Consider the following 22,549-nt stretch of genomic DNA (forward strand, 5'->3'; position numbering starts at 1 on the left):
CGAATGAATATGGAAAACTTCAAGATCGACGTCGACGCCGACGGCATCGCCCTGGTCACCTTCGACGTGCCGGGCCGTTCGATGAACACCCTGACCGGCAAGGTGATCGCCGAGATTCCGCAACTGGTCGAACGCATCAAGACCGACGACGCCATCAAGGGCGCGGTCATCACCTCGGGCAAGGCGTCGGGCTTCTGCGCCGGCGCGGATCTCGGCGACATGGCCGGCGGCGTCCTGTCGGGGGGCGGCGACCTGCAAAAGGCGTTCGACGCCGGCTGGACGCTGAACGGCGCCTTCCGCGCGCTGGAAACCTCGGGCAAGCCCATCGCGGCGGCCATCAACGGTCTGGCCCTCGGCGGCGGGCTGGAGTTCACTTTGGCGGCCCACTACCGCGTGGTCGAGAACGACAACAAGATTCAGCTGGGTCTGCCCGAAATCAAGGTCGGCCTGTTCCCCGGCGGCGGCGGCACCCAGCGCCTGACGCGCCTGGTCGGCGTTCAGAACGCCATGATGGCCATGAGTGAGGGCAAGTCCTTCCGCCCCAACGACGCCAAGGGCGCCGGCATCGTCCATGAGGTGGTCGAGAAGGGGCAGGCCGTCGAGGCCGCCAAGGCCTGGATCAAGAACGGCGGCAAGGCCGTGCAGCCATGGGACGAGAAGTCCTTCAAACTGCCCGGCGGCGGCCCCTTCCATCCGGCGGGCATCCAGAACTTCATGGTCGGCAACGCCATGCTGCGCAAACAGTCCTACGGCAACTATCCGGCCGTGGTGAACCTGATGAAGGCCGTGTTCGAGGGCACGCAGGTGCCGATGGACGCCGCCCTGCGCATCGAAACGCGCTATTTCATCAAGACCCTGATGACGCCCCAGGCCCAGGCCATGATCCGTTCGTTGTTCCTGTCCAAGCAGGAGCTGGACAAGGGCGCCGTGCGTCCGGCGGGTATTCTCAAGTCCGATCCGAAGAAGGTCACGGTCATCGGCGCCGGCATGATGGGCGCCGGCATCGCCTATGTGCAGGCGCTGGCCGGCATCGAGACCATCCTGATCGACCAGACCCAGGAAGCCGCCGACAAGGGCAAGGCCCATGTCGAGGAACTGCTGAAGAAGCGTCTGTCGCGCGGTCAGCTGACGCAGGAGAAGTATGACGCCCTGCTCGGCTCCGTCACCGCGACCACCGACTATGATCTGATCAAGGGTTCGGACCTGGTCGTCGAGGCCGTGTTCGAGAACCGCGAGATCAAGGCGGACGTGACCAAGCGCGCCGAGGCGCAACTGGCCGAGGGCGCCGTGTTCGGCTCCAACACCTCGACCCTGCCGATCACCGGCCTGGCCGAGGCCTCGGTGCGGCCTGCGGACTTCATCGGCATCCACTTCTTCTCGCCCGTCGACAAGATGATGCTGGTCGAGATCATCCTGGGCGAAAAGACGGGTCAGGCCGCCATCGCCAAGGCGCTGGATTACGTCCTGAAGATCAAGAAGACGCCGATCGTCGTCAACGACAGTCGCGGGTTCTACACCTCGCGCTGCTTCTCCACCTTCCTGATGGAGGGCATGGCGATGCTGGAGGAGGGCTACGGCCCGGCCCTGATCGACAATGTCGGCCGCATGACCGGCATGCCGCGCGGCCCGCTGGAGATGCACGACGACGTCGCCCTGGACCTGTCCTACAAGATCGCCAAACAGACAGCGCTGGACCTAGGCGACAAATATGTCCCGTCGGAAGGCGCCGACATCGTCGCCAAGATGGTCGAGGGCGGACGTTTCGGCCGCAAGAACGGCAAGGGCTTCTACGATTACGACACCAAGCCCAAGACGCTCTGGAAGGGTCTGTCCGACCTGGCCCCCGTCACCAAGGGCATCGACCAGCCGGAAGAGCCGACCGCCTTCGCCCAGATCGACGAGCTGAAGACGCGCCTGCTGTATCGTCAGGCCGTCGAAGTGGCGCGCTGCTGGGAAGAGGGCGTCATCGACGACCCGCGCGAGGCCGACCTGGGCGCCATCCTGGGCTGGGGCTTCGCGCCCTGGACCGGCGGCCCGATCAGCTTCATCGACGGCATCGGTCTGGCCCGGTTCGTCGAGACGGCGGACCGTCTGGCGACGTCGTACGGCGACCGCTTCAAGGTGCCGCAGCTGCTGCGCGACATGGCCGCCAGGAACGAGACCTTCTACGGCAAGTTCGCCCCGGAGAAGGCCGCCGCCTGATCGGCCGCGGACAGCGTTGACCTACGGAACGGGCGGCCTTCGGGTCGCCCGTTTTGGTTTGAGCCATCCCGCTCATCCCGGCGAAAGCCGGCACCCCGTTCTGTCGCTCGGCAATGCGCTGGGTCGATTGCCCGAACCAGAGCCCAAGCCGGATATCCCAAAGCACTGGGTCCCGGCTTTCGCCGGGATGAGCGGGATGGACTGGACATCCAGCAGCCCCAAAGAAAAAAACCCGCCCGACACGAGGTCGAGCGGGTCGCTCCGCCGCCCTTCGCGGGGTCGGTGGCGGGTCGCTAGGGGCGACGGAGTAGCGGTGAAAAGACCGGGCCACAGCAGATGCGAACGCTCAAAGTCCGCCTTACAGCCCAGCCCCTCGTTCTGGCGTCAGCCTTCCAGATCCTGGCCTTCGTCCGGCTCGGGCGTGCCCAGCAGTTCGTCGGCGATCTTGTTGGTGGAGGCGCGCACGGCCTTTTCGATGGAGGCGGCGATGTCGGGGTTCTGTTTCAGAAACTCGCGCACATTCTCGCGGCCCTGGCCGATGCGGGTCGAGTCGTAGCTGAACCAGCTGCCGGCCTTTTCGATCACCCCGGCCTTGACGCCCAGGTCGATCACCTCGCCCAGCTTGGAGATGCCTTCGCCATACATGATGTCGAAGATGACCTCGCGGAACGGCGGGGCGACCTTGTTCTTGACCACCTTGACCCGGGTGGTGTTGCCGACCACCTCGTCGCGATTCTTGATCGCGCCGGTGCGGCGGATGTCCAGACGCACCGAGGCGTAGAACTTGAGCGCATTGCCGCCCGTCGTCGTCTCGGGCGAGCCATACATGACCCCGATCTTGTGACGGATCTGGTTGATGAACAGGACGATGCACTTGGACTTGGAGATGGAAGCCGTCAGCTTGCGCAGCGCCTGGCTCATCAGCCGCGCCTGCAGGCCCGGCAGGCTGTCGCCCATCTCGCCCTCGATTTCGGCGCGGGGCGTCAGGGCGGCGACGGAGTCGATGACCACGATGTCCACGGCCCCCGAACGGACGAGCGTATCCACGATCTCCAACGCCTGCTCGCCGGTGTCCGGTTGCGACACCAGAAGATCGTCCAGGTTGACGCCCAGCTTCTGGGCGTAGACCGGGTCCAGCGCGTGTTCGGCGTCGACGAAGGCGGCGACCCCGCCCTTCTTCTGCACCTCGGCGACCGTGTGCAGGGCCAGGGTGGTCTTGCCCGACGATTCAGGGCCGAACACCTCGATCACCCGCCCGACCGGCAGGCCGCCGATGCCCAGCGCCATGTCCAGACCCAGCGAGCCGGTCGAGACGCTCTCGATCTCGTTCACCACGCCCGCCTTGCCGAGCTTCATCACCGAGCCCTTGCCGAAGGCGCGGTCGATCTGCGCGATCGCCGCCTCCAGGGCGCGCTGCTTGTCGCCGTCGTCCTTGCCCACCAATTTCAATGCCGCCTGCGAAGCCATTGCCTTCGTCTCCCTTGCCATGATTCCCGTCATTAAGCTTGGGAGAGACCCGCCTGGACCCGCCCCCGTTTCGTGAGGGCGACTATGTGCATGGTTTGTTCTGGTTCACAAGATGTTCTCTCGATCAAAACGAGAACATCAGGTCGAATACGACCGTTTCTGACGCATTCCAATCAAGCGATCAGTCGCGCCCCAAGTCCCGCGACCATTGCCGCCACGACCAATCCGCCTGCGATTAGGCTCAACGCCCGGACACCGCCATCGGCGCTGGGCGACAGGGGGCGGGCCAGGAGCAGGATCAGAAGCGCGATGACGCCCAGAACACCCGGCAGGTCCATGCCGACGCCCAGAAACACGCCATGCGCCTGCATCAGCAGCCATCCGCCGACCACCGCCGTCGCCAGGGCAGCGGGGATCAGGGCGGTCCAGGTCGTCAGACGCGCGGAGATCAGGGCGGCGGCCGCTGCCGTCAAGGCGGCGATCACGGCGGGCCAGATCAGAAGGAAGGCCGCCTCGGGCGCCATAGCTTGAACGATGGCGCCCAGAACCAACACCATCCCGATCAGCCCCAGCCACCCGCCCCAGGGCGTCTCCTCCGCCGCACGCGGCCATAGGCCGAGGCCCACGGCGACGGCCGCCGCGCCCAGCACGACCGGATCGACCCCCGACAGGGCGGTCGTCAACGCCGCCGCCGCGACGAGGCCGAACGCGACCGTCCGCCCGCCGGCTCGCCCCGCGATCAGCAGCAGCGCCAGGCCCGACAAGGCAAGCGCCACCCCGATCTCCAGCACCGGCAGGCGGCGCAGCAGGGTGTAATAGGTCTCGGGCGACTGAACCCGTCCCCCCAGCGGCCCGGCCAGCACCCGCACCGCCTGGCCCGCGACCAAGGCGGCGGCCAGCAGCCACACCCCGTCCGCCGCGCCGCGCAGGACCGCGCCCACCTTCAAGACCTGAACGCGACGCACCCGCCAGACCGTAAAGCCGGTCGCCAGGGCGGCGATGGCCAGCAGGGCCCAGCCCGCGACCGGCGGATGCCGCACGACCGTCAGGCCGAACAGATCGGCATAGACGGCGTTCTGCGTCGCCTGAGGCAGGGTCGGCGCGCGCAGCCAGGCGTCCGCGACCTCCAGCGCCTGCGATCCGATATGTTGCAGACTGCCCTGATCCAGGGCGTCCGGCGTGGCCGCGGGCGAATGATACTGATCCGGCCGCCCGATGAAGGCCAGGTTGATCCCGGCCAGTCCCTTGGCCGCCGCCACGGTGAAGTCGGTGCCGTTCGGCATCAGCCGATAGACGAAGACGGCCAGGGCGTTGCTGGACGGGCCGCCCGTCGCGGCGCCGGTCGCCTGGGCATAGTCGGCGATGGTGTTTGCGTTGCCCGGCCCGGTCTCGAACATCATGGCCCGACCGCCGCCGCCCCGCGCTTCCAGATTGACGACGGCGCCGATCCGGTCGCGCCACGGATGGGCGGCGAAGAAGACCCGCGCCCCGTCCAGGTTCAGTTCCTCGGCGTCGGTCAGCAGAACGATCAGGTCGCGGTCCGCCCCGCCCCGCGCCCTGATCGCCCGCACCGCCTCCAGAATGGCCGCAACGCCCGTCGCATCGTCGGCCGCGCCGGGCGAGTTGGGCACGCTGTCGTAATGGGCCATCATCAGGACGGCGGGCCGGTCGGGATCGCGACCGGGCAGGACGCTAACCAGATTGGCGGCCGCCAGTCCCTGCGCGCTGCGACCCTCGCGCTCCATCCGTTGCACGGCGCGCGGCGACAGGGGGCCGGTCTGGATTTGAGGCGCCAGGCCCAGGGCCGTCATCCGCTGCATCAGATAGGCCTGGACCCGCGCGTGGTCGTCGGACCCGACCGGATGGGGCGCGCGGGCGATCTCGCGCACATCGGCCATCGCGCGCGCGGCGGAAAAGACTTCGGCCGGCGTAGAGATCGGTCGGGGCGTTGGCGTCTGGCTGGCCATCACGGCCAGACCCAGGCCGACGGCCAGCGCCGTGAACAACAGGATCAGCCGCATCGTCTTCTCCCCCTGATCGTGATCTGTCCAGTCAGCCCTGCGCGGACGCCGGGCGCAAGGGGCGTCCCGATCAGCGACGCACGCTGTTGCGCGCCGTCAGATTGCCCGTGGCGCCGTCGCCGTCGTCGATGCTGGACCCGAACGGCCAGCCCCGGTCGTCGCCGCAATAGGGTCTGCGCCCCTCGCGCGAGCCGATCACTACCGCGCGCGGCCTGAGCCAGCCGGCCCCGACGAAGACATTGTCCGTAATCTGATTATAGGACGGCGTCTGGTGGCGGATCACCCCGTCCTCGCCGCAGTTGCGATACAGGAAGACCCCGCCGCGCCCGCTCAGGGACAGCCGGTTGCCGACGATGCGATTGGCGCCCGACCCGTCCATGGCGATCTGTTCGCGCCCGGTGCGAATGTCGAAATCGTTGTCCTGGATCAGGGCGCCGGCGCTCTCGGCGTCCAGATAGACGGCGACCGACGTGGACCGGCCGGAAAAGCGAGAGCGGGTCACCGTGGTTCGCGTCACCCCCGGCCCGATATAGAGGGGAATGGTCCCCATGCCCTGAAACCGCACGCGATCCATGACGACCCTGATCGGCGCCGCCGATTGGGCCGCCAGCGTATGTCCGGCCGTGCGGGACGAGGCCAGCAGGTCCCGCATCGATCCGCCCGCCCCCATGCCCCAGATGCGGACATTGCCCGCGACGCCGCATTTGTGGATGGACACATCGCTGGGCCGGGACCAGCCGTCGCCCTGGCGGCGCGACCAGACGGCCACGGTCGGGGCGCTGGTGGTCGCCTGGCCCGGCGCGCGGATGTCGCCTCCGCCGCAGTCCAGCGCCGCGCCTGACGCGGCATGGCCCTCGATCAACACCCGGCGGCGGATGTCGCGCCCGCCTGTGTCGGCCCGGCAGATCAGGCGATACGGCTGGACCGAGGGCGTGGTCAGGTCCGCCATCTCCTGCGTCGTGCAAGGCCGGGCGGCGGGCAGGTCCGGGGCGGACTGGAGCGCGAGCGCCAGGGCGAACCAGCCCGCCATCTCAGGGCAGGACGGTCGCCAGGGCCGCCCGCTCGGCCGCGCATCCGGGATTGGTCAGGCCCGTGCGGCGGGCGGCGGCCAGTTCGGCGCGCGCCGCCGCCATGTCGGCCTGGAAGGCGGGGTCGGCGACGGCCCGGGCCGCGACCTGACGGCCGATCGTCTTGCCCGCCGCCACGTCGCTGGGATAGTGCATGGCGCAGACCAGGCGGCTGATCCCGATCTGATGGCCGATCCGGCGCACGGCCTCGGCGCGATCCGGCTCCAGCGCCGCGAACGCCTCGCCATAGGCGACGCCGACCGCCGCGCCGCCCGACGGATAGGAGCCGCTGCGGCGCGCGGCCGCGTCCAGGGTCTGGCAGGCGCGGCGCTGGGGATCGTCCGCGACCGGACGGGGGCGCATCTGGCGCGCCTTGACCTGTTCGGCGACGCTGGCGGCGTCGTGGAAGAGGCGACCCATCATCCGGTCCAGCACGGGCGTCTCGGCCGAGCCCAGCCGAACCCCCAGGGCGCAATCGAAATGCTGCAACGCCAGCGGCGGCCGCACCTCGGCATGGGAGGTGGCCAGCAGCCAGCGGTCGCCGTCCTCCAGCGCCGCATAGCGGGCTGAAGCCGCCTTGTCCGCCGCATCCTGGGGCGATCCGGGCGTCGGCGGGGCGGGGATGGCGGCGGCCATGTCCGACAGCACGCCGGCCGACAGATAGCCGTCCTTGGGCAGGGTCGCGACGGACTTGGGCGATCCGGCGCAGGCGGCCAGCACGAGGACGGCGCCCGCTCCCGCCGCCAGCCGCGCCGCGCGACCGATCACGACCCGGCGCTCCAGTTCATGTGCACCGAGGTTCCGCCGTCGGGGCTGGGCGCCGCGACGACCTGCAGCGAGGGACCGTCAGCCGTGTCGCCCGCCGCGCCATAGGCCCGCGCCTCGCCCTGGTTCATGCCCGTCACCGACTTCAGCCCGGCGGCCTCGGCCCGCTGGCGATAGAAGGCCACGACCTCGTCCGGCGAGGCGTCCGTGGTGAAGGTGACCAGGCCGCCCGGCCCGGCCGCGCCATTGGCCGTCAGGGGCGCGCCGTCGATCCGGGCGCCGGGATACAGGGGGGCGAACGCCGGCGTAGTCCCCGCGGCCGCGGCGGGCGCAGGCGCATCCACCGGCGCGGCATTACCCGCCGCCGCCGGCTCGGCGGGCACAACCGGCGCGGCCGTTTCCGCCTTTGCGGACGGCCGGGCTGGGGCGTTCGCCCGGTCGCAGCCGGCGAGGCCGAACAGAGCAACGGCGGAAACCGCCGCCAAACGAAGCATCATCGAAGAAGAGTCCCTGGACCGAAGGGTCTAAGCGCCACCGTGGCGCAGGCTTGCGGCGGCGGCAAGGCGTCGCGCGCCTATTCCTTGCGCCCGCCCTCGGCCGGATCGCCGCCGGAGCCTTCGAAATCCCGCCCCGAACCCGCGATTCCGTCAGGTCCGGCGTCCGACGGCGAGTCCGGATCGGCCTCGGCCCGGCCTTCCTCGGCCAGGGTTTGATTGATCTTGCGCGAATCCGGGTCGTCGTCCGAACCGCCGGCCGATCCGCCCCGCAACGAGCCCGCGCGGGTGTCGGAGCCCGAATCGCTGCCGTCCAGGGCGTCGATCAGGGTGTCGGCCTTGTGGCCCAGGTCCGGGCGCTCGCCCATGTCGGCGGCTTCGCGCGCGTCGTCGCACTCGGCCTCGGGCTTGGTGTTTTCGGAGGGTGCGGGGTCGGCGTCCGTCATGGCGCGGCTCTTTCATGGTGGAGACAATTTAAAGCGCCCGACGCCGTTGCGGTTCCGCCGGTCCGCCCTTGAACGCCGCGCGCCAGCCCCGATCTAGGCGTCATGATCCCGTTCTCAGTCCTCGACCTGTCGCCCATCGTCGAAGGCGGCGACGCCCGCCGCGCCCTCGACGAGACCCTGGCCTTCGCCCAAGCCGCCGACCGCCTTGGCTACCGGCGGTTCTGGCTGGCCGAACACCACAACATGCCCGGCATCGCCAGCGCCGCGACCGCCATCGTCATCGGCCATGTGGCGGCGGGGACGCAGCGCATCCGCGTCGGCTCGGGCGGCGTCATGCTGCCCAATCACGCGCCGCTGGTCGTGGCCGAACAGTTCGGCACGCTGGAGACCCTGTTCCCCGACCGGATCGACCTGGGCCTGGGCCGCGCGCCGGGCACGGACGGCGCCACCGCCCGCGCTCTGCGTCGCTATTTCGAAGGCGCCGACCAGTTTCCGCGCGACGTGGTCGAACTGATCCAGTGGTTCGAACCGGCCGCCGAGAACCAGCCCGTCCGCGCCGTGCCGGGCGCCGGCCTGCGCGTGCCGATCTGGCTTCTGGGCTCCAGCCTGTTCAGCGCCCAGCTGGCCGGACAATTGGGCCTGCCTTACGCCTTCGCCAGCCATTTCGCCCCCGAACTGCTGCTGGAGGCCCTGGCGCTGTATCGCCGCAGCTTCACCCCCTCGGACCGGCTGGCCCAGCCCCACGCCATGGCCGCCATCAACGTCTTCGCCGCCGATACGGATGCGGAAGGCGTGCGCCTGTCCACCTCCATGCAGCAAAGCTTCGCCCGCCTCTCGACCGGCAAGCCCGGCAAGCTGCCGCCGCCGGTGGACGACATCGCCACGGTCCTGACGCCCCAACAGATCGAGGCCGCCAGGGGCCGCCTGCTCTATTCCGCCGTCGGCGGGCCCGAGACGGTCAAGCGCCAGCTCGCCGACTTCATCGCCCTGACCGGCGTGGACGAGCTGATGGTCACCGGCATGGCCTTCGACAACGCCGCCCGCATCCGCAGCCTGGAAATCGTCGCCGAGGTGCGCGAGCAGCTGGAACAGGCGCAAGCGGCCTGAAAGCCCATCGTCCTTTCACAGGTCCCCAATCCCAGGGCTTGTCCTAGGTACAGGTTCGTCACGAGCATGCACGATGTCCAAGCGCCGAGACAGCGATCGCAAGCTTCGCTACGCGCCGCTGATCCGGGAGTTGGGGCTCAATCCCATGGCGGTGGCGCAGTGGCCTAAGCGGGCGACAGTCGAGGAAACCGGACCGAAGTCGCCCGGTTCAACGCTTTCGAACCGAAGCCGAACAGGCGATGGCTGTTGCTTTCAGGCGCACGCGGCTGCCGTTGGGTGATTGTTCTACATCTGGCGACCAGCGATCCGCATCTGACGCATTCAAGGCGACCGCGCCTCAATCCGCCGGATATTCGAACGGATCGCTCGGCGTCGGCTGGGTGGGCAGGGGCATCCGGGGCAGGGGCTCGTCGCGGTTGGCGGCGTTCAGCAGGAAGCTGGCCAGGATGATGGCGGCCTGGCGCAGGTCCTCGGCCTTCAGGTGGTCGTAGCTGTCGATGCTGGTGTGGTGGATGCGCGCGGAATAGTCGAGCGGATCCTGGATGAACTGATACCCCGGCACGCCCACCGTCTGCATATAGACGTGATCGGTGCCGCCCGAGTTGCGCAGCGACACGGTGGTCGCCCCCATGCTGGCGAAGGGCGCCAGCCATTCCTGGAAGATCGGGGCGGCGGCGACATTGCCTTCGGCGTTGATGCCGCGAATCTTGCCCGAGCCGTTGTCCAGGTTGAAATAGGCGACCAGATCGCGATAGCCGGCGCGCGGCTCAACGGGCCAGCGGCTGCGCCAGGTGCGGTTGTTGGCCAGGCCCGCCAACGCCGGGTCGTTGGACGGCGCGCGGGTCGCCAGGTGTCGGTCGACATAGGCCAGCGACCCCAGGATGCCCTGCTCCTCGCCGTTCCACAGGGCGAAGCGGATGGTGCGTTTGGGCCGCACGTTCAGGCTTTTCAGAATGCGCGCCGCCTCCATGACGACCGCGCTGCCCGCCGCATTGTCCTGGGCGCCGTCCGAGGCGACCCAGCTGTCCAGATGGGCGCCGGCCATGACGTATTCCGTGCCGCGCGCCGTGCCGGGTATGTCGGCCAGGATGTTGTAGGCGTTGACGTCTTCGTCATGAAACCGAACCTCGCTGTTAAGCTCCAGCGTCGGCGGGGCGTCGGTCAAAGCGAGGCGCGCCAGCCGGCGATAGTCCTCGGCCGCCAGCTCCATCCCCGCCAGTTTCGGCGTGGCGCCGACCTGATAGGTGTAGCCCGTGCCGTGCAGCAGGCCGCCGTCGCGCTGGGAAATCCGCACCCAGGCCAGGGCGCCCTGTTCGACCAGGAAGGCGTCCAGTTTGAAGGCGAAATCGGCGGTCTCCAGCGACTTGCGGATGGCGGCGGGCGAATACTGCGGCTGGTTATAGGTGTTGCGCTCGGCCAATTCGGCGCTGGTCCAGCGGCGGAAGGCCGGCTCGGTCGGTTCCGACCCCGTGCCGGGCTGAGAGATCATGACGATCTTGCCCGACAGCTTGCCGCGCCATTTGTCGAAATCTTCGACCTTGGACAGGGGCGCCACGATCACGCCCGCGCTGATCGTTCCATTGGTGCCGGGCGTCCAGGCCACGGGAATGGCGCGCAGGTCCAGAGGGCGCGGCGCGGTCATGCGGGCGCTGGCGCGGACGATGGACCAGCCGCGTCCGAACTCGAACCCTTCGGCTCGCACGTCGGACAGGCCGTAGTCGCGGAACTGCTGCTGCGCCCAGCGTTCGGCCTCGCGCATCTGGGGCGAGTTGGTCATCCGCCCGCCGATCCGGTCGGTCAGATAGGCGGCGGTCTGCATCACCTGGCTGTGGTTCAGCCCCTGGTCGATGATGCCGTTGATGGCCACCCGGTCAACGGACTGGGCCATGACGGGCGTGGCCAGAAGAGCGGCGGCGGAGACAAAGGCGAGCAGACGCGACATTCAACAAACAGCCCCATGATTCAGATGGGCGGCATCTGACGCGATGACGTCGATTTACGCAAATCCGACGGGGTGTGACGAACCGCCCCGGTCGGAGGTGAATCTATTGGGATCAGCGCCAGGCGCCTGGGTTCCGGGTTCGTCCTTCGGACGCCCCGGAATGACGATCTTGGGTGTGCCCCGAGCGTGCGGCCTCAGCCCCACGGACCTCTTGACGGCGGGGGCGTGGTGGGCACGCCGGTCGTGCTGGCGGTGAAGCCGGCGGCGGGGCGGGGCTGGGTCGGTTCCGGCGGCTGCATTCCCATCTTGGCGCCCAGCTCCAACAGGGCGCGCACGCGGTTGCCGGTCGCCGGGTGGGTGGAGAACAGATTGTCCGCACCGCGGCCCGCCAGCGGATTGATGATGAACAGCTGGCCCGAGGCCGGATTGCGCTCGGCCGTCGTATTGTGGATGCGCTTGGCGTAGGCTTCGATCTTCTGCAGGGCGCTGGCCAAGGCCTGGGGGTCGCCGGCGATCTCGGCGCCGACGCGGTCGGCCTCGTATTCGCGGCCCCGGCTGATGGCCATCTGCACCAGGCCCGCCGCCATGGGCGCCAGCAGCATCAGGGCCAGCGTGCCGATGACGCCGCCGGGACGCTCGCGGTCGTTGCCGCCGAAGAACAGGGCGAAGTTGGCCAGGGCCGCGATGGCGCCGGCGATGGTCGCCGTCACCGTCATGATCAGAGTGTCGCGGTTCTTCACATGGGCCAGTTCGTGCGCCATCACGCCACGCACCTCCTCGCGGGTCAGCATGTCGAGCAGGCCGGTGGTGGCGCAGACGGCGGCGTTCTCGGGGTTGCGGCCGGTGGCGAAGGCGTTGGGCTGGTCGTTCGGAATGATGGCGACCTGGGGTTGGGGCAGGCCGGCGTCCTGGGCCATCTGGCGCACGTCGGCGACATAGTTCCTGACCACGGCGTTGGGGTGCTGCTCGTCGACCGGCTGGGCGCGATACATCTTCAGCACGATCTTGTCGGCGTTCCAGTAGCTGAACAGATTCATCCCGCCCGCGAACAGCAGGGCGACGGCCATGCCCGTCGCGCCGCCGATCAGATAACCCAGGCCCATGAAAAGGGCGGTCATCGCGGCGAGCAGGGCGAAGGTCTTCAGATGGTTCATCGCGGTTCCAGGCCCGATCCGGCCGCAGCGTCTGGCGTCACGGGTTCGATCGTCTATTTGAGGAAAGGCGCACCAAGCCTCAAGGGAGCCGCCCTGTGACCGAACATCCCACCCCCGCGCCTGTCGGCGACGACCAGACGCCGCCGACAGGCCCCGTCTTCAACGCCGAGGTGCCCCACGCCACGCCCGAGCGGCCATTGAGCGAGGCCGCCCGCCGCGCGTTGCAGGAGGCGGCGGATCGCCGCGCGCAGCAGGAGGCGGCCCAGGCGGCGGGCGGCCAGGCCGATCCCGAGCATGGCGGACCCAGGGGGCCGGAGCCGACCCGGTTCGGCGATTGGGAGAAGAAGGGCATCGCCGTGGACTTCTGACGCAGCGGCCGCGGCGCCCCAGCCTGTGTCGTTAACCTTCGCTTAAGAAACAGGCGCCGGTTTTGCCGATGTCGGGACAACTCAGAGGAGTCTGTCTCGTGACGATACAGTCGATGATCACCGCCGCGTCGGCGGCTCTGCTGCTCTCCGCAGCGCCCGCCCTGGCCGGAGGCCCTGGCGGTCACGGAGGCGGCCATGGCGGCGGTTATGGCGGCTGCGGCGGCGGATGTGGCGGCGGCGGCCATTACGGCGGCGGCAATTACAACGCCAACCACAACGTCAATGTGAACGTGAACGGCGGCGCCAACGCCTATTCCAACGCCTACGCCAACTCCGGGGCCTATGCCGGCGCGACCGCCTATTCGGCCATCAACGCCCGGTCCTATTCCAGCTCGTCCAGCTTCCAGCGCGGCTATGTCGGCGGCGGCACGACCTATGTGGGCGGCGGCGGCTATTCGGACGGCTATTACGGCGGCGGCTATGGCGGCGGCTATGTGACCTCGGCCCCGGTGCTGGTCGGTCGTCCGCCCGTCAGCGCCCCGGTCGGCTATCCGGTCTATGGCTTCGGCCGCGACTATATCGGCTGGCGTCCGTATCCGGGCCGTCCGGTCGACTGCAACTGCCGCCCGCCCGTTCGCCCGCCGGTCCGCTACGAACAACGCTATGAGCAGCGTTACGACCAGGGCTATGTCGAACAGCCTCCCGTCTATGTTCAGGGTCCGCCGGTTCAGGTCGCGCCGCAGCGCATCTATGTCGCCCCGTCCCAGGTGAACATTGCGCCGCCCCAGGTCGAGATGGGGCCGCCCACCTATATCGAACAGCCGCCCATCTATGTTCAGGCGCCGCCGGTCAACATCGGGCCCCAGCGCGTGCAGGTGGCCCCGGCCCAGGTCAATCTGGCCCCGGCCCAGGTCGATGTGGGGCCGCCCGTCTATGTCGATCAGGCCCCGATCTACGCCCAGGCCGCCCCGGTCAACATCGGGCCCCAGCGCGTGCAGGTCGCCCCGGCCCAGGTCAATGTCGCCCCCGCCCAGGTGGAGGTCGGCGGTCCGGTCTATGTCGACCAGTCGCCCGTCTATGTGCAGTCGGCGCCGGTCAACGTCGCCCCGGCCCAGGTCTATGTGGCGCCGCCGGAAGTGAACGCAGCCCCGCCGCCGCCTCCGCCCAGCTATTACGGCGACCTGCCGCCGCCCGAGGCCCCTGCGCCCCAGGCCCCGCCGCGTCATCGCTACGCCCAGGAGCCGGGCGAGCGCGGCTGATCGCCTAGCGGAACCAAAGCGTCGTCGCCCCGGTCTGTCTCAGATCGGGGCGATTTCGTTTGCGATGGCAAGCGCCGCCGCGCGCGGATCGGCGGCGGCGGTGATCGGCCGCCCGATCACCAGATGGCTCGCTCCCGCCTGCAGGGCCTTGGCCGGGGTCGCCGCGCGCGCCTGGTCGTCCAGCGCCGCGCCGACCGGCCGCACGCCCGGCGTCACGATCAGAAAGTCCGGCCGTCCCGCCGCAGCCGCCAGGTCGCGGACGCGCGTCGCCTCGTGCGGGCTGGAGACGACGCCGTCGATCCCCGCCTCCAGCGCCTGGCGCACGCGCAACGCCACCAGGTCCGCCGGCGACAGGCTGTGGTCGTCCGCCGCCAGATCCTCGGCCGTCAGACTGGTCAGGACGGTCACGCCCAGCACCTTCAGCCTCGATCCGTCCGCGCCGCGCCGCGCCGCGGCCATCACCTGGGGCCGCGCATGAACGGTCAGAAGATCGCAGCCGGCCCCGGCCAGATTGGCCGTCGCCTTCTCCACCGTCGCGCCGATGTCGTGCAGTTTCCAGTCCAGGAACACCTGGCGCCCCTGGGCCTTCAGGTCGCGCGCCAGGTCCATGCCGCCGGCCGCGAACAGCTGCAGCCCGATCTTGTAGAAGCCGACCGCATCGCCGATCCGCTCCACCAGGGCGGCGGCCTCGTCGGTGGTCGGCACGTCCAGGGCGCAGATGATCCGCGCGTCGGGGGCCGCAACTGAGGTCTGGGTCATCGACGGACTCGCGCTTAGCGGCTATGCCGGACGACCAAGGGGCGCGTCGGCAAGCGGCGTGGACGGATTGAAGGCGAGGGCAGGCGATGAACGCAGTCGATTTGGGTGTCAACCTGTTCGTGACCCTGTTCGCCCTGTTGGACCCCATCGGCAATCTGCCGATCTTCGCCGCCGCCACGGCGGGGGCCACGCTGCGTCAGCGGATTTCGGTCTCGGCCCTGATCTGCGCCTTCGCCACCGTCTTTCTGGCCTTCTTCCTGTTCACCGGCCTGGGCCTGCTGCAGTTCTTCGGCATCTCCCTCGCGGCCTTCCGCATCGCGGGGGGCATATTGCTGCTGTTCCTGGGGCTGGACATGGCGCGCGGCGACTTCCTGGCCATGTTCGCCGACAAGGACGCGCTGAGCGACGCCAAGGACGTGCGCGGCTATGCCCGTCGTCGGTTCCAGCGCCTGGTCGTGCCCTTCGCCATTCCGCTGATGATCGGGCCTGGCGCGATTTCGGCGGTGATCATCCAGGCGGGCGAGGCGGCCAAGCTGGGCTATGCCGGGACCATGGGCTCGTTGGTCGCCATCGCGGCCGCCTGCGCCGTCTCCTTCGTCTGTTTCGCCCTGACAGGGTCGCTCAGCCGCCTGTTGGGCGAAGTCGGCATGGCCATCGTGGTCAAGGTGCTGGGCCTGATCCTGTGCGCGCTTGCGATCCAGTTCATCCTGCTAGGTCTGGGCGAGGCCATCCCCGGCATGATCTCCGGCGCGGTGACGACGCCCTATCCGGCGACGAAATAGGTCTTCAATCCGCATCATCCTCGATGGCGTGGATGTCGTCGTCGGTCAGGCCCAGATGGTGGCCGATCTCGTGGATCAGGACGTGGGCGATCAGTTCGCCGATCTCCACGTCGCCGCGCTCGCACCATTCGTCCAGGATCGGACGGCGATAGAGGAAAACCCGCGACGGCTCGGCCGCCGGTCCCAGACTGTCGCGTCGGCCGATGTCCACGCCGTGATACAGGCCCGTCAGCTCGAACGGATCCTCGATCTCCATCTCGGCTAGGGTCGCCTCGTCGGCGAAGTCGTCGATGCGGATGACCACCTCGCCCGCCGCCTGCCGGAACGGGGCGGGCAGGGCGTCGAACGCCTGGCGCGCCAGACGGGCGAAATCGTCGAGCGAGGGGGCCAGGACGGCGGACATCGGAGCGTCGGTCATGGGGGCGATATCGCCGTCCGCGCCCGCCTTCGCAACGGGGCGCGATGACGCGATCACGCGACTGCCGCATTTTCGCGCGGTTGGCGTTATGGTTAGCGAATCGCGGCGCGCACTCTCCAAGGACACGAATGGCCGAGGCCGACATCGCCTATGTCGCCACTGCAGGCGCAGCTGGACTGGCCATGGCCGTCAGCGCCTGGGCCCTGCTGATGCGCGGGCGGCTGAACGCCGCCGCCGACGAGGCCGAGCGCGAGCGGGTCGAGGCCCTGGCCAGCCTGGGTCGCCACGACGCCATGCTGCGCGCCTTCGACGACGTCAGCCTGGCCCTTACGCCGGACGGCCAGGCGGCCGGAGCGCCCATCGGATCGGCCGAGCTGGTGGCGCGGCTGGCCGAGGACAGCGACGACGTGGGCGCCGCCGTCCTGGCCCGCTTGCGACAGACGCACGGCGCCCTGATCGACGCCCTTGTGCAATCGGGCCAGGCGTTCGAGGGGCTGGCGGCGCTGGATGCGGTGGAGCCTTGGCGGATCGAGGGGCGGGTCGCGGGCGGCGCGGCCTGGCTGCGCCTGTCGCCGGCCTCGCGCTTCACCCTGACCGGGGCGGATGCGACCGAAAGCGGCCTGGCCATGCTGGGCGACGCCTCGCCCACGCCGACCTGGGTGGTGGATGGCACGGGCAAGCTGGCCTGGGCCAACCGCGCCTGGCTGAACGCGATCAACGCCGAGACCCTGGACGCCGCTGTCGAGGCCGGCTTGTCGTTCGACCGCGGCGCCGACGCTCTGGTCGCCGAGGCCGCGCGGCTGGGCGTGCGTCAGGAAGGCTTTCGCTGGACGACCGGGGGCGGCGCCCGGCGCGCCTGGCGCATCATCGCCGAACCGGCGGGGGGCGGCGCCGTCACCGCCTTCGCCATCGACGTCACCGAGGCGGAAGAGACCCGCGACACCCTGCGCCGCCATGTCGAGGCCCATGACGAGACGCTGAACCACCTGGCGGACGCCGTGGCCATCTTCGGCCCGCAGAAGCGGCTGGCCTTCCACAACACCGCCTTCCAGACCCTGTTCGACATCGACCCGGCGTGGCTGGACGAACGCCCGACCCACGCCGAACTGCTGGACCGCCTGCGTCAGCGCCGCAGCCTGCCCGAGGTCGTCGATTACGCCGGGTGGAAGGCGCACGAGCTGGACTTCTACGGCGCGTCCGAGGCCTCGCCCGACGACAGCTGGTCCCTGCCGGACGGGCGCACCTTGCGGGTGGTTCGCCAGCCGCACCCGCTGGGCGGCATCCTGCTGATCTTCTCGGACATCACCGACGAACTGAAGCTGCGCAGCCGGTTCAACGCCCAGATCCAGGTTCAGCGCGCCACCCTGGACAAGCTGAACGATGCGGTCGCCGTGTTCGGCTCGGACGGCCGGCTGCGGTTGCATAACGAGGCGTTCGAGACCTTCTGGAGCCTGTCGGCCGAGCGGATCGCGACCCTGGCCGATTTCGACGCCCTGGCCGAACTGTGCAAGGCGGTCCTGCCCGACCCGGCCCTGTGGCTGGGCTTGAAGGCGCGCGTCGCCGACCCCGATCCCGAAAGCCGGGTGGCCATTTCGGGCGAGGGGCGCACCGTGGACGGCCGCGTCGCCGCCTGGCAGACCCGCCCCCTGCCGGACGGCGCGACCCTGGTCGCCTTTTCCGACGTCACCGCCCGTCGCGGGCTGGAACAGGCGCTAGTCCAGCGCGAACAGGCCCTGGCCGAAAGCCAGGCCCTGAAGCGCGAGTTCGTCGGCAGCGTCTCCTATGAACTGCGCACGCCGCTGACGACCATCGTCGGCTATTCCGAACTGCTGGAGACGATGGGCGACCTGCCCGACCGCAGCCGCCAGCACGCCGGCGCCATCCGCGTCGCCGCCAGCCAGCTGGCCCGCTCCATCGACGATGTGCTGGACATGGCCCAGATCGACGCCGGAGAGATGGAGCTGTCGCTGGGCGACCTGCGCGTCTGCGATCTGCTGGCCGAGGCGGGCGAAAAGGTCCGCGCTCGGATCGAGGGGCGCGGCGCCACCCTGACCATTAGCTGTCCGACCGATCTGAAGCCGATCCGCGCCGACCAGCATCGCATCGGCCAGGCGCTGGATCATCTGCTGGAGAACGCCGCGCGGGCGGTGTCGGACGGCGGGGCGGTGGTCCTGAAGGCCGAGGCCGGTCCGTCAGAAGTGCGCCTGACGGTCTCCGACACCGGGCGCGGCATCCCCTATCACCTGCAGGCCCACGTCTTCGACCGTTTCGTGCGGCGCGAGCGGGGCGGTCCGGGCGTCGGTCTGGCCCTGGTCAAGGCGCTGGTCGAACTGCACGGCGGCTGGGCCGAGGTCGAGAGCGAACCGGGCAAGGGCGCCGCCTTCATCCTGCACCTGCCGCTGGGCGCCGCGACCACCGCCGCCGCGCCCGAGCTTCAGCTGGAGCTTTAACGCCGCGACGCCTTCGACGCATCCCGCGCCGGGCCGAACTCGGCGCCCGCATTCCATTCCGGCCATTGGTCGCTGTCGGCCAGCTCGCGTCCGACGGCGTAGATCAGGGCCACATCGGCGGCGGCCGCGTCCATCTTCCAGGTGTCGTTCCATTCGTCCGTGGGCTGATGATATCGGTTCTGGACATAGTCGCGGCTGGCCGCGCTGGCGCCGGTGAAACCCGCCGCCGGGAACAGGGCCGGCACGCCCTTCAGGGCCAGGGGGAAGTGGTCGGAGCGATAGAAGGCGCCGGCTTGGGGCGCCGGATCGGCGATCAGGGTGCGGCCGGCCTGCGTCGCATGGCGGGCCAGCACGTCGTCCAACTGGTTCTTGCCCTTGCCGATGACGACGACGTCGGGGTCGATCTCGGTCCCCGGCAGCAGGCTGTCGACATTGATGTTGGCGACCGTGGTCTCCAGCGGCCAGACCGGATTGGCGGCGTAATAGGTCGAGCCGAGCAGCCCTGCCTCCTCGCCCGACCAGGCGGCGAAGACCACCGACCGTTTCGGGCGCGGTCCCTCGGCGAAGGCGTGGGCCAGCTCCAGCAGGGCGGCGACCCCGGTCGCATTGTCCACGGCGGCGTTATAGATCTTGTCGCCCTGGGCGTTCGGCGTGCCGACGCCATAGCCGTCCCAGTGGGCGCCATACATCACGGTCTCGTTCGGACGCTCCGAACCCGGAATGCGGGCGATGACGTTCCTGGTCTCCACCCGGTCGGCGAGCTGGCCGAAATCGACGCTGAGGGTCAGGCCGGGCAGGACGACGGGCGTGAAGTCGGCCCGGCGCGCGCTTGCCTTCAGGGCGGCGAAATCCAGGCCGGCGGCGCGGAATAGCTCCTCGGCCTTGGCGCGCTGAATCCAGCCCTGGAAGGGGGCGCGCTCGGCGTCGGGGTTGGCGCGCACGATGTCGAACTTGGGCGCCGCCGACGAGTTCTGCAGCGTGGACCAGCCATAGCCGGCGCCGGCCGTCTCATGCACCACCAGCACGCCCGCCGCGCCGCGACGGCCTGCCTCCTGGAACTTGTAGGTCCAGCGGCCGTAGAAGGTCATGGCGTTGCCGTCGAACTTGCCGGCGACCGGATCGCCCTCGGCGGCTTCGAAATCGGGATCGTTGACCAGGACGACGATGACCTTGCCGCGCACGTCCACGTCCTTGAAGTCGTCCCACTGGCGCTCGGGCGCCGTCGCGCCATAGCCGACGAAGACCACCGGCGCGTCGGTCACGGTGATGTGGTTCACCGGCCGGTCGCTGGACACCAGCACGTCCGGCCCGCGCTGCAGGTTCAGGGTGCGGCCCCCGACATGGGCGGTCACCACGGCCGGGCCGTCCTGGCGCGTGCGCGACAGATGGGCGACCTGGACGAAGGCGCCGTCCGGCCCGCCGCCCTGGGCGCCCGCCGCGCGGAACTGGTCCACCAGCCAGGCGACGGTCTTCTCCTCGCCGGGCGAGGCGGGGGCGCGGCCCTCGAACGCATCCGACGCCAGCACCCGCACCGCCTGGTTCATCCGTTCGGCGTCGATCGCCGGCGCCTGCTGGGCCTGGGCGGGCGCGCAGGCCATCGTCAGGGCCAGGGCGGAAACGGCGGGGAGGGCGTGGCGCATCGAGAACTCCTGATCGAACCGGCGGACCCTGCCCGTCTCAGCCCTGGCTGTCGAGCCAGTCGATCACCCCCCGGGCGGCCACAACGCCCGAGGCGAAGCTGGCCTGGAGCAGATAGCCCCCCGTCGGCGCCTCCCAGTCCAGCATCTCGCCGGCGACGAAGACGCCCGGGCGTTCGCGCAGCATCAGCCGTGCGTCCACGCCGTCCAGCCGGACCCCGCCGGCCGAGGATATGGCCCGCTCCAGCCCCTGGACGCCGCTCAGGATCAGGGGCAGGGCCTTGATCCGCTGGGCCAGGGCGCGGGGTTCGGCGGGCGGCGGGCCGGCTTCGTGCAGCAGGGCGACCGCCGCCGGCTCCAGCCCTGCCGTCTTGCGCAGATGGTTCGACAGACTGGCCTTGCCGCGCGGCCGATCCAGCCGGACGATCAGGCGCGCCATGTCCATGTCGGGTTTCAGGTCGATCCGCACATCGGCCTGACCCGCCGCCTCGACCGTGTCGCGCAGAGCCGCCGAAAGGGCGTAGACGGCCCCGCCCTCCAGCCCATAGCCGGCGATCATCGCCTCGCCCCTGACGGATCGGTCGCCGTGGCCGAGGGCGATTCCCTTCAGCGGCAGACCGGCGAACCGTTCGCGGAACAGCGGCGACCAGGCGACGTCGAAACCGACGTTGGCGGGTCGAAACGGCGTCGTCGGCGCATCCAGCCACGCGGTCCAGGCGCCGTCCGAACCCAGGCGCGGCCAGCTGGCGCCGCCCAGGGCCAGAAGCACGGCGTCGGGACGTTCCAGCCGCTCGCCCTCGGGCGTCTCGAACGCCAGGGCCCCGTCCCGCCATCCGATCCAGCGCGAGCGCGTTCGGACCTGAACCCCCAACGTCTCCAGCCGCGCCAGCCAGGCCCGCAGCAGGGGCGACGCCTTCATCGCCTTGGGGAAGACCCGCCCGCTGGAGCCCACGAAAGTCGGCTGGCCCAGCCCCTCGACCCATTGCGTCAGGTCGGCCGGCGAGAAGGCGTCGATCCAGCGGGCGACGGTCGGCCGGGCGGCGCCGTAGCGGGCCGCGAAGTCCTCCAGCGGCTCGGAATGGGTCAGGTTCAGGCCGCCGCGTCCGGCCATCAGGAACTTGCGCGCGACCGACGGCATCCGGTCGTGGACCACGACGCCCAGCCCCGCCTGGGCCAGCCGTTCGGCCGCCATCAGCCCGGCCGGACCGGCGCCGATCACATGAACCTGTCTGACGGATTCGCTCATCGCCCCGCTTTGCCCGGTCGGCTCGGCTCTGGCTATAGGCGCGCGCGTCGCTATGTTCCGTACCATGAGCGTCGCCTTCACCCGAGAAGAAGATCTTGAGGCCACCGCCGCCGACCTGGCGGACCGCCCGATCTCGCCCCACCCCAATCTGGTCACGCCGCAGGGTCTGGCCCTGATCGAGGCCGAACTGGCCTCGGCCCGCGCCGCCTATACGGCCGCCCAGGTGCAGGGCTCGATCGAGAGCGACCGCACCGCCATGGCCCGCGCGACCCGCGACCTGCGCTACTGGTCCGCGCGGCGCGCCTCGGCCCAGCTGGTCGAGCCGGGCGAGGACGAGGGCGCCGTGCGCTTCGGCGGCTCGGTCACCATCGAACGCGACGACGGCCGCACCCAGACGTGGCGCATCGTCGGCGAGGACGAGGCCGATCCAGCCGCCGGTTCGGTCAGCCATGTGTCGCCGTTGTCGCGCGCCGTCATGGGCCGCCGCGTCGGGGACGAGGTGCAGGTGGCGGGGCAGACGGCCGAGATTACGGCCGTCGGCTAGTCTTCAGGCCTCGTCGCCCACGCCTTCGTCCAGCATTTCGCGCATGATCTGCACGACCGCCTTCTGCTTTCGCAGCGGCAGGCGGGGCGCCAGTTTGGCGATTTCCAGACTCTGTTTGGTCATCGGGAAGTCATGGTCGAAGCCGGGCGCGGCGGCCTCGGCCATGCCAGGCTGCTGGAGCGGAACGCCGTCGAAGAAGAAGGCGATCTCCTCCTTCATGAACTGGGCGATTTCGAACAGCTTGGACGCCGAAACGCGGTTCGTGCCCTTTTCGTACTTCTGCACCTGCTGGAAGCTGACGCCGACCGCATTGGCCAGGGCGGTCTGGGTGAGGCCCAGGTTCAGCCGCTTCTCCTGGACGCGACGGCCGACATGGCGATCCACGGGGTGGATCGTCTCGTCCTTGTCTTGCGCCATGGTC

20 protein-coding genes are annotated in these 22,549 nt (G+C 69.8%); 7 read left to right on the forward strand and 13 right to left on the reverse strand.

The features are described 5' to 3' along the window. The first annotated feature begins 9 nt into the window (after positions 1 to 9). A complete protein-coding gene (locus B3Z70_RS06780; protein ID WP_292045291.1) occupies positions 10 to 2,202 on the forward strand; it encodes a 3-hydroxyacyl-CoA dehydrogenase NAD-binding domain-containing protein in 2,193 nt (730 codons plus the stop codon). 384 nt (positions 2,203 to 2,586) lie between these two features. On the opposite strand, the gene recA is transcribed toward B3Z70_RS06780, so the two are convergent. From recA to B3Z70_RS06810, 6 genes are all read right to left on the reverse strand, one after another. Then, positions 2,587 to 3,669 (reverse strand): recombinase RecA, encoded by a 1,083-nt coding sequence (gene recA, locus B3Z70_RS06785; RefSeq protein ID WP_292023682.1) that lies wholly within the window; start codon positions 3,667 to 3,669, stop codon positions 2,587 to 2,589. A 173-nt stretch (positions 3,670 to 3,842) separates the two neighbouring features. Beyond that, positions 3,843 to 5,690, reverse strand: coding sequence for a M20/M25/M40 family metallo-hydrolase (locus B3Z70_RS06790; RefSeq protein ID WP_292045157.1), 1,848 nt, complete (start codon positions 5,688 to 5,690; stop codon positions 3,843 to 3,845). Between the two features lie 70 nt (positions 5,691 to 5,760). Beyond that, positions 5,761 to 6,720, reverse strand: a complete 960-nt coding sequence (locus B3Z70_RS06795) for a right-handed parallel beta-helix repeat-containing protein (RefSeq protein ID WP_292045158.1) — start codon at positions 6,718 to 6,720, stop codon at positions 5,761 to 5,763. Position 6,721: 1 nt separating this feature from the next. Beyond that, positions 6,722 to 7,525 carry a phosphatase PAP2 family protein gene (locus B3Z70_RS06800; protein WP_292045160.1) on the reverse strand — a complete coding sequence of 268 codons (804 nt, stop codon included), beginning with the start codon at positions 7,523 to 7,525 and terminating at the stop codon, positions 6,722 to 6,724. Then, on the reverse strand, positions 7,522 to 8,019 hold the full coding sequence (locus tag B3Z70_RS06805; RefSeq protein ID WP_292045161.1) for a hypothetical protein: 498 nt from the start codon (positions 8,017 to 8,019) through the stop codon (positions 7,522 to 7,524). The genes B3Z70_RS06800 and B3Z70_RS06805 overlap by 4 nt, the downstream gene beginning before the upstream one ends. Before the next feature lie 77 nt (positions 8,020 to 8,096). Then, entirely contained in the window at positions 8,097 to 8,462 is a 366-nt protein-coding gene (locus B3Z70_RS06810; protein WP_292045162.1) for a ribonuclease, read from the reverse strand. 102 nt (positions 8,463 to 8,564) lie between these two features. Here B3Z70_RS06810 and B3Z70_RS06815 point away from each other — a divergent pair, with 102 nt between their 5' ends. Further along, a complete protein-coding gene (locus B3Z70_RS06815) occupies positions 8,565 to 9,569 on the forward strand; it encodes an LLM class flavin-dependent oxidoreductase (RefSeq protein WP_292045164.1) in 1,005 nt (334 codons plus the stop codon). A 337-nt stretch (positions 9,570 to 9,906) separates the two neighbouring features. On the opposite strand, the gene B3Z70_RS06820 is transcribed toward B3Z70_RS06815, so the two are convergent. Both B3Z70_RS06820 and htpX read right to left on the reverse strand, forming a co-directional pair. Further along, positions 9,907 to 11,511: a M20/M25/M40 family metallo-hydrolase gene (locus B3Z70_RS06820; RefSeq protein WP_292045165.1), complete on the reverse strand. Its 1,605-nt coding sequence runs from the start codon at positions 11,509 to 11,511 to the stop codon at positions 9,907 to 9,909. 194 nt (positions 11,512 to 11,705) lie between these two features. Continuing rightward, positions 11,706 to 12,665: a zinc metalloprotease HtpX gene (gene htpX / locus B3Z70_RS06825; protein ID WP_312124331.1), complete on the reverse strand. Its 960-nt coding sequence runs from the start codon at positions 12,663 to 12,665 to the stop codon at positions 11,706 to 11,708. 95 nt (positions 12,666 to 12,760) lie between these two features. Between htpX and B3Z70_RS06830 the strand changes: the two genes are divergently transcribed. Further along, positions 12,761 to 13,033 carry a DUF1674 domain-containing protein gene (locus B3Z70_RS06830; RefSeq protein WP_409514370.1) on the forward strand — a complete coding sequence of 91 codons (273 nt, stop codon included), beginning with the start codon at positions 12,761 to 12,763 and terminating at the stop codon, positions 13,031 to 13,033. 98 nt (positions 13,034 to 13,131) lie between these two features. After that, a complete protein-coding gene (locus B3Z70_RS06835) occupies positions 13,132 to 14,292 on the forward strand; it encodes a hypothetical protein (RefSeq protein WP_292045166.1) in 1,161 nt (386 codons plus the stop codon). Positions 14,293 to 14,331: 39 nt separating this feature from the next. Here B3Z70_RS06835 and pyrF read toward each other — a convergent pair whose 3' ends face one another. Further along, on the reverse strand, positions 14,332 to 15,051 hold the full coding sequence (gene pyrF / locus B3Z70_RS06840) for an orotidine-5'-phosphate decarboxylase (RefSeq protein ID WP_292045167.1): 720 nt from the start codon (positions 15,049 to 15,051) through the stop codon (positions 14,332 to 14,334). Positions 15,052 to 15,137: 86 nt separating this feature from the next. Here pyrF and B3Z70_RS06845 point away from each other — a divergent pair, with 86 nt between their 5' ends. Next, on the forward strand, positions 15,138 to 15,833 hold the full coding sequence (locus B3Z70_RS06845) for a MarC family protein (protein WP_292022681.1): 696 nt from the start codon (positions 15,138 to 15,140) through the stop codon (positions 15,831 to 15,833). A gap of 4 nt (positions 15,834 to 15,837) precedes the next feature. On the opposite strand, the gene B3Z70_RS06850 is transcribed toward B3Z70_RS06845, so the two are convergent. Further along, positions 15,838 to 16,251 carry a metallopeptidase family protein gene (locus B3Z70_RS06850; RefSeq protein WP_292022683.1) on the reverse strand — a complete coding sequence of 138 codons (414 nt, stop codon included), beginning with the start codon at positions 16,249 to 16,251 and terminating at the stop codon, positions 15,838 to 15,840. Between the two features lie 128 nt (positions 16,252 to 16,379). On the opposite strand from B3Z70_RS06850, the gene B3Z70_RS06855 reads away from it, so the two are divergent. Next, positions 16,380 to 18,701: a sensor histidine kinase gene (locus tag B3Z70_RS06855; protein WP_292045169.1), complete on the forward strand. Its 2,322-nt coding sequence runs from the start codon at positions 16,380 to 16,382 to the stop codon at positions 18,699 to 18,701. Here B3Z70_RS06855 and B3Z70_RS06860 read toward each other — a convergent pair. Together B3Z70_RS06860 and B3Z70_RS06865 are read right to left on the reverse strand one after the other, a co-directional pair. Further along, entirely contained in the window at positions 18,698 to 20,341 is a 1,644-nt protein-coding gene (locus tag B3Z70_RS06860) for a M28 family metallopeptidase (RefSeq protein ID WP_292045170.1), read from the reverse strand. The two genes, B3Z70_RS06855 and B3Z70_RS06860, sit on opposite strands and share 4 nt — an antisense overlap. A gap of 37 nt (positions 20,342 to 20,378) precedes the next feature. Continuing rightward, positions 20,379 to 21,584, reverse strand: a complete 1,206-nt coding sequence (locus B3Z70_RS06865; RefSeq protein ID WP_292045171.1) for an NAD(P)/FAD-dependent oxidoreductase — start codon at positions 21,582 to 21,584, stop codon at positions 20,379 to 20,381. Between the two features lie 64 nt (positions 21,585 to 21,648). On the opposite strand from B3Z70_RS06865, the gene greA reads away from it, so the two are divergent. Beyond that, complete coding sequence (greA, locus tag B3Z70_RS06870; protein WP_292021644.1) at positions 21,649 to 22,128, forward strand: transcription elongation factor GreA; 480 nt, start codon at positions 21,649 to 21,651, stop codon at positions 22,126 to 22,128. Positions 22,129 to 22,131: 3 nt separating this feature from the next. Here the strand turns inward: greA and B3Z70_RS06875 are convergent, their stop codons facing one another. Then, positions 22,132 to 22,545, reverse strand: coding sequence for a helix-turn-helix domain-containing protein (locus B3Z70_RS06875; protein WP_292045172.1), 414 nt, complete (start codon positions 22,543 to 22,545; stop codon positions 22,132 to 22,134). Between the last annotated feature and the right edge of the window lie 4 nt (positions 22,546 to 22,549).

The sequence above is a fragment of the Brevundimonas sp. UBA6550 genome (assembly GCF_002434505.1).
In the GTDB taxonomy this organism is placed as follows: Bacteria; Pseudomonadota; Alphaproteobacteria; order Caulobacterales; family Caulobacteraceae; genus Brevundimonas.

What these genes read in the sequence shown, in the direction of transcription:
- B3Z70_RS06780 (WP_292045291.1), top strand. Translation starts at nt 10, where the DNA reads ATGGAAAACTTCAAGATCGACGTCGACGCCGACGGCATCGCCCTGGTC.
- recA (WP_292023682.1), bottom strand. Translation starts at nt 3,669, where the DNA reads ATGGCTTCGCAGGCGGCATTGAAATTGGTGGGCAAGGACGACGGCGAC.
- B3Z70_RS06790 (WP_292045157.1), bottom strand. Translation starts at nt 5,690, where the DNA reads ATGCGGCTGATCCTGTTGTTCACGGCGCTGGCCGTCGGCCTGGGTCTG.
- B3Z70_RS06795 (WP_292045158.1), bottom strand. Translation starts at nt 6,720, where the DNA reads ATGGCGGGCTGGTTCGCCCTGGCGCTCGCGCTCCAGTCCGCCCCGGAC.
- B3Z70_RS06805 (WP_292045161.1), bottom strand. Translation starts at nt 8,019, where the DNA reads ATGATGCTTCGTTTGGCGGCGGTTTCCGCCGTTGCTCTGTTCGGCCTC.
- B3Z70_RS06810 (WP_292045162.1), bottom strand. Translation starts at nt 8,462, where the DNA reads ATGACGGACGCCGACCCCGCACCCTCCGAAAACACCAAGCCCGAGGCC.
- B3Z70_RS06815 (WP_292045164.1), top strand. Translation starts at nt 8,565, where the DNA reads ATGATCCCGTTCTCAGTCCTCGACCTGTCGCCCATCGTCGAAGGCGGC.
- B3Z70_RS06820 (WP_292045165.1), bottom strand. Translation starts at nt 11,511, where the DNA reads ATGTCGCGTCTGCTCGCCTTTGTCTCCGCCGCCGCTCTTCTGGCCACG.
- htpX (WP_312124331.1), bottom strand. Translation starts at nt 12,665, where the DNA reads ATGAACCATCTGAAGACCTTCGCCCTGCTCGCCGCGATGACCGCCCTT.
- pyrF (WP_292045167.1), bottom strand. Translation starts at nt 15,051, where the DNA reads ATGACCCAGACCTCAGTTGCGGCCCCCGACGCGCGGATCATCTGCGCC.
- B3Z70_RS06845 (WP_292022681.1), top strand. Translation starts at nt 15,138, where the DNA reads ATGAACGCAGTCGATTTGGGTGTCAACCTGTTCGTGACCCTGTTCGCC.
- B3Z70_RS06850 (WP_292022683.1), bottom strand. Translation starts at nt 16,251, where the DNA reads ATGACCGACGCTCCGATGTCCGCCGTCCTGGCCCCCTCGCTCGACGAT.
- B3Z70_RS06855 (WP_292045169.1), top strand. Translation starts at nt 16,380, where the DNA reads ATGGCCGAGGCCGACATCGCCTATGTCGCCACTGCAGGCGCAGCTGGA.
- B3Z70_RS06860 (WP_292045170.1), bottom strand. Translation starts at nt 20,341, where the DNA reads ATGCGCCACGCCCTCCCCGCCGTTTCCGCCCTGGCCCTGACGATGGCC.
- B3Z70_RS06865 (WP_292045171.1), bottom strand. Translation starts at nt 21,584, where the DNA reads ATGAGCGAATCCGTCAGACAGGTTCATGTGATCGGCGCCGGTCCGGCC.
- greA (WP_292021644.1), top strand. Translation starts at nt 21,649, where the DNA reads ATGAGCGTCGCCTTCACCCGAGAAGAAGATCTTGAGGCCACCGCCGCC.
- B3Z70_RS06875 (WP_292045172.1), bottom strand. Translation starts at nt 22,545, where the DNA reads ATGGCGCAAGACAAGGACGAGACGATCCACCCCGTGGATCGCCATGTC.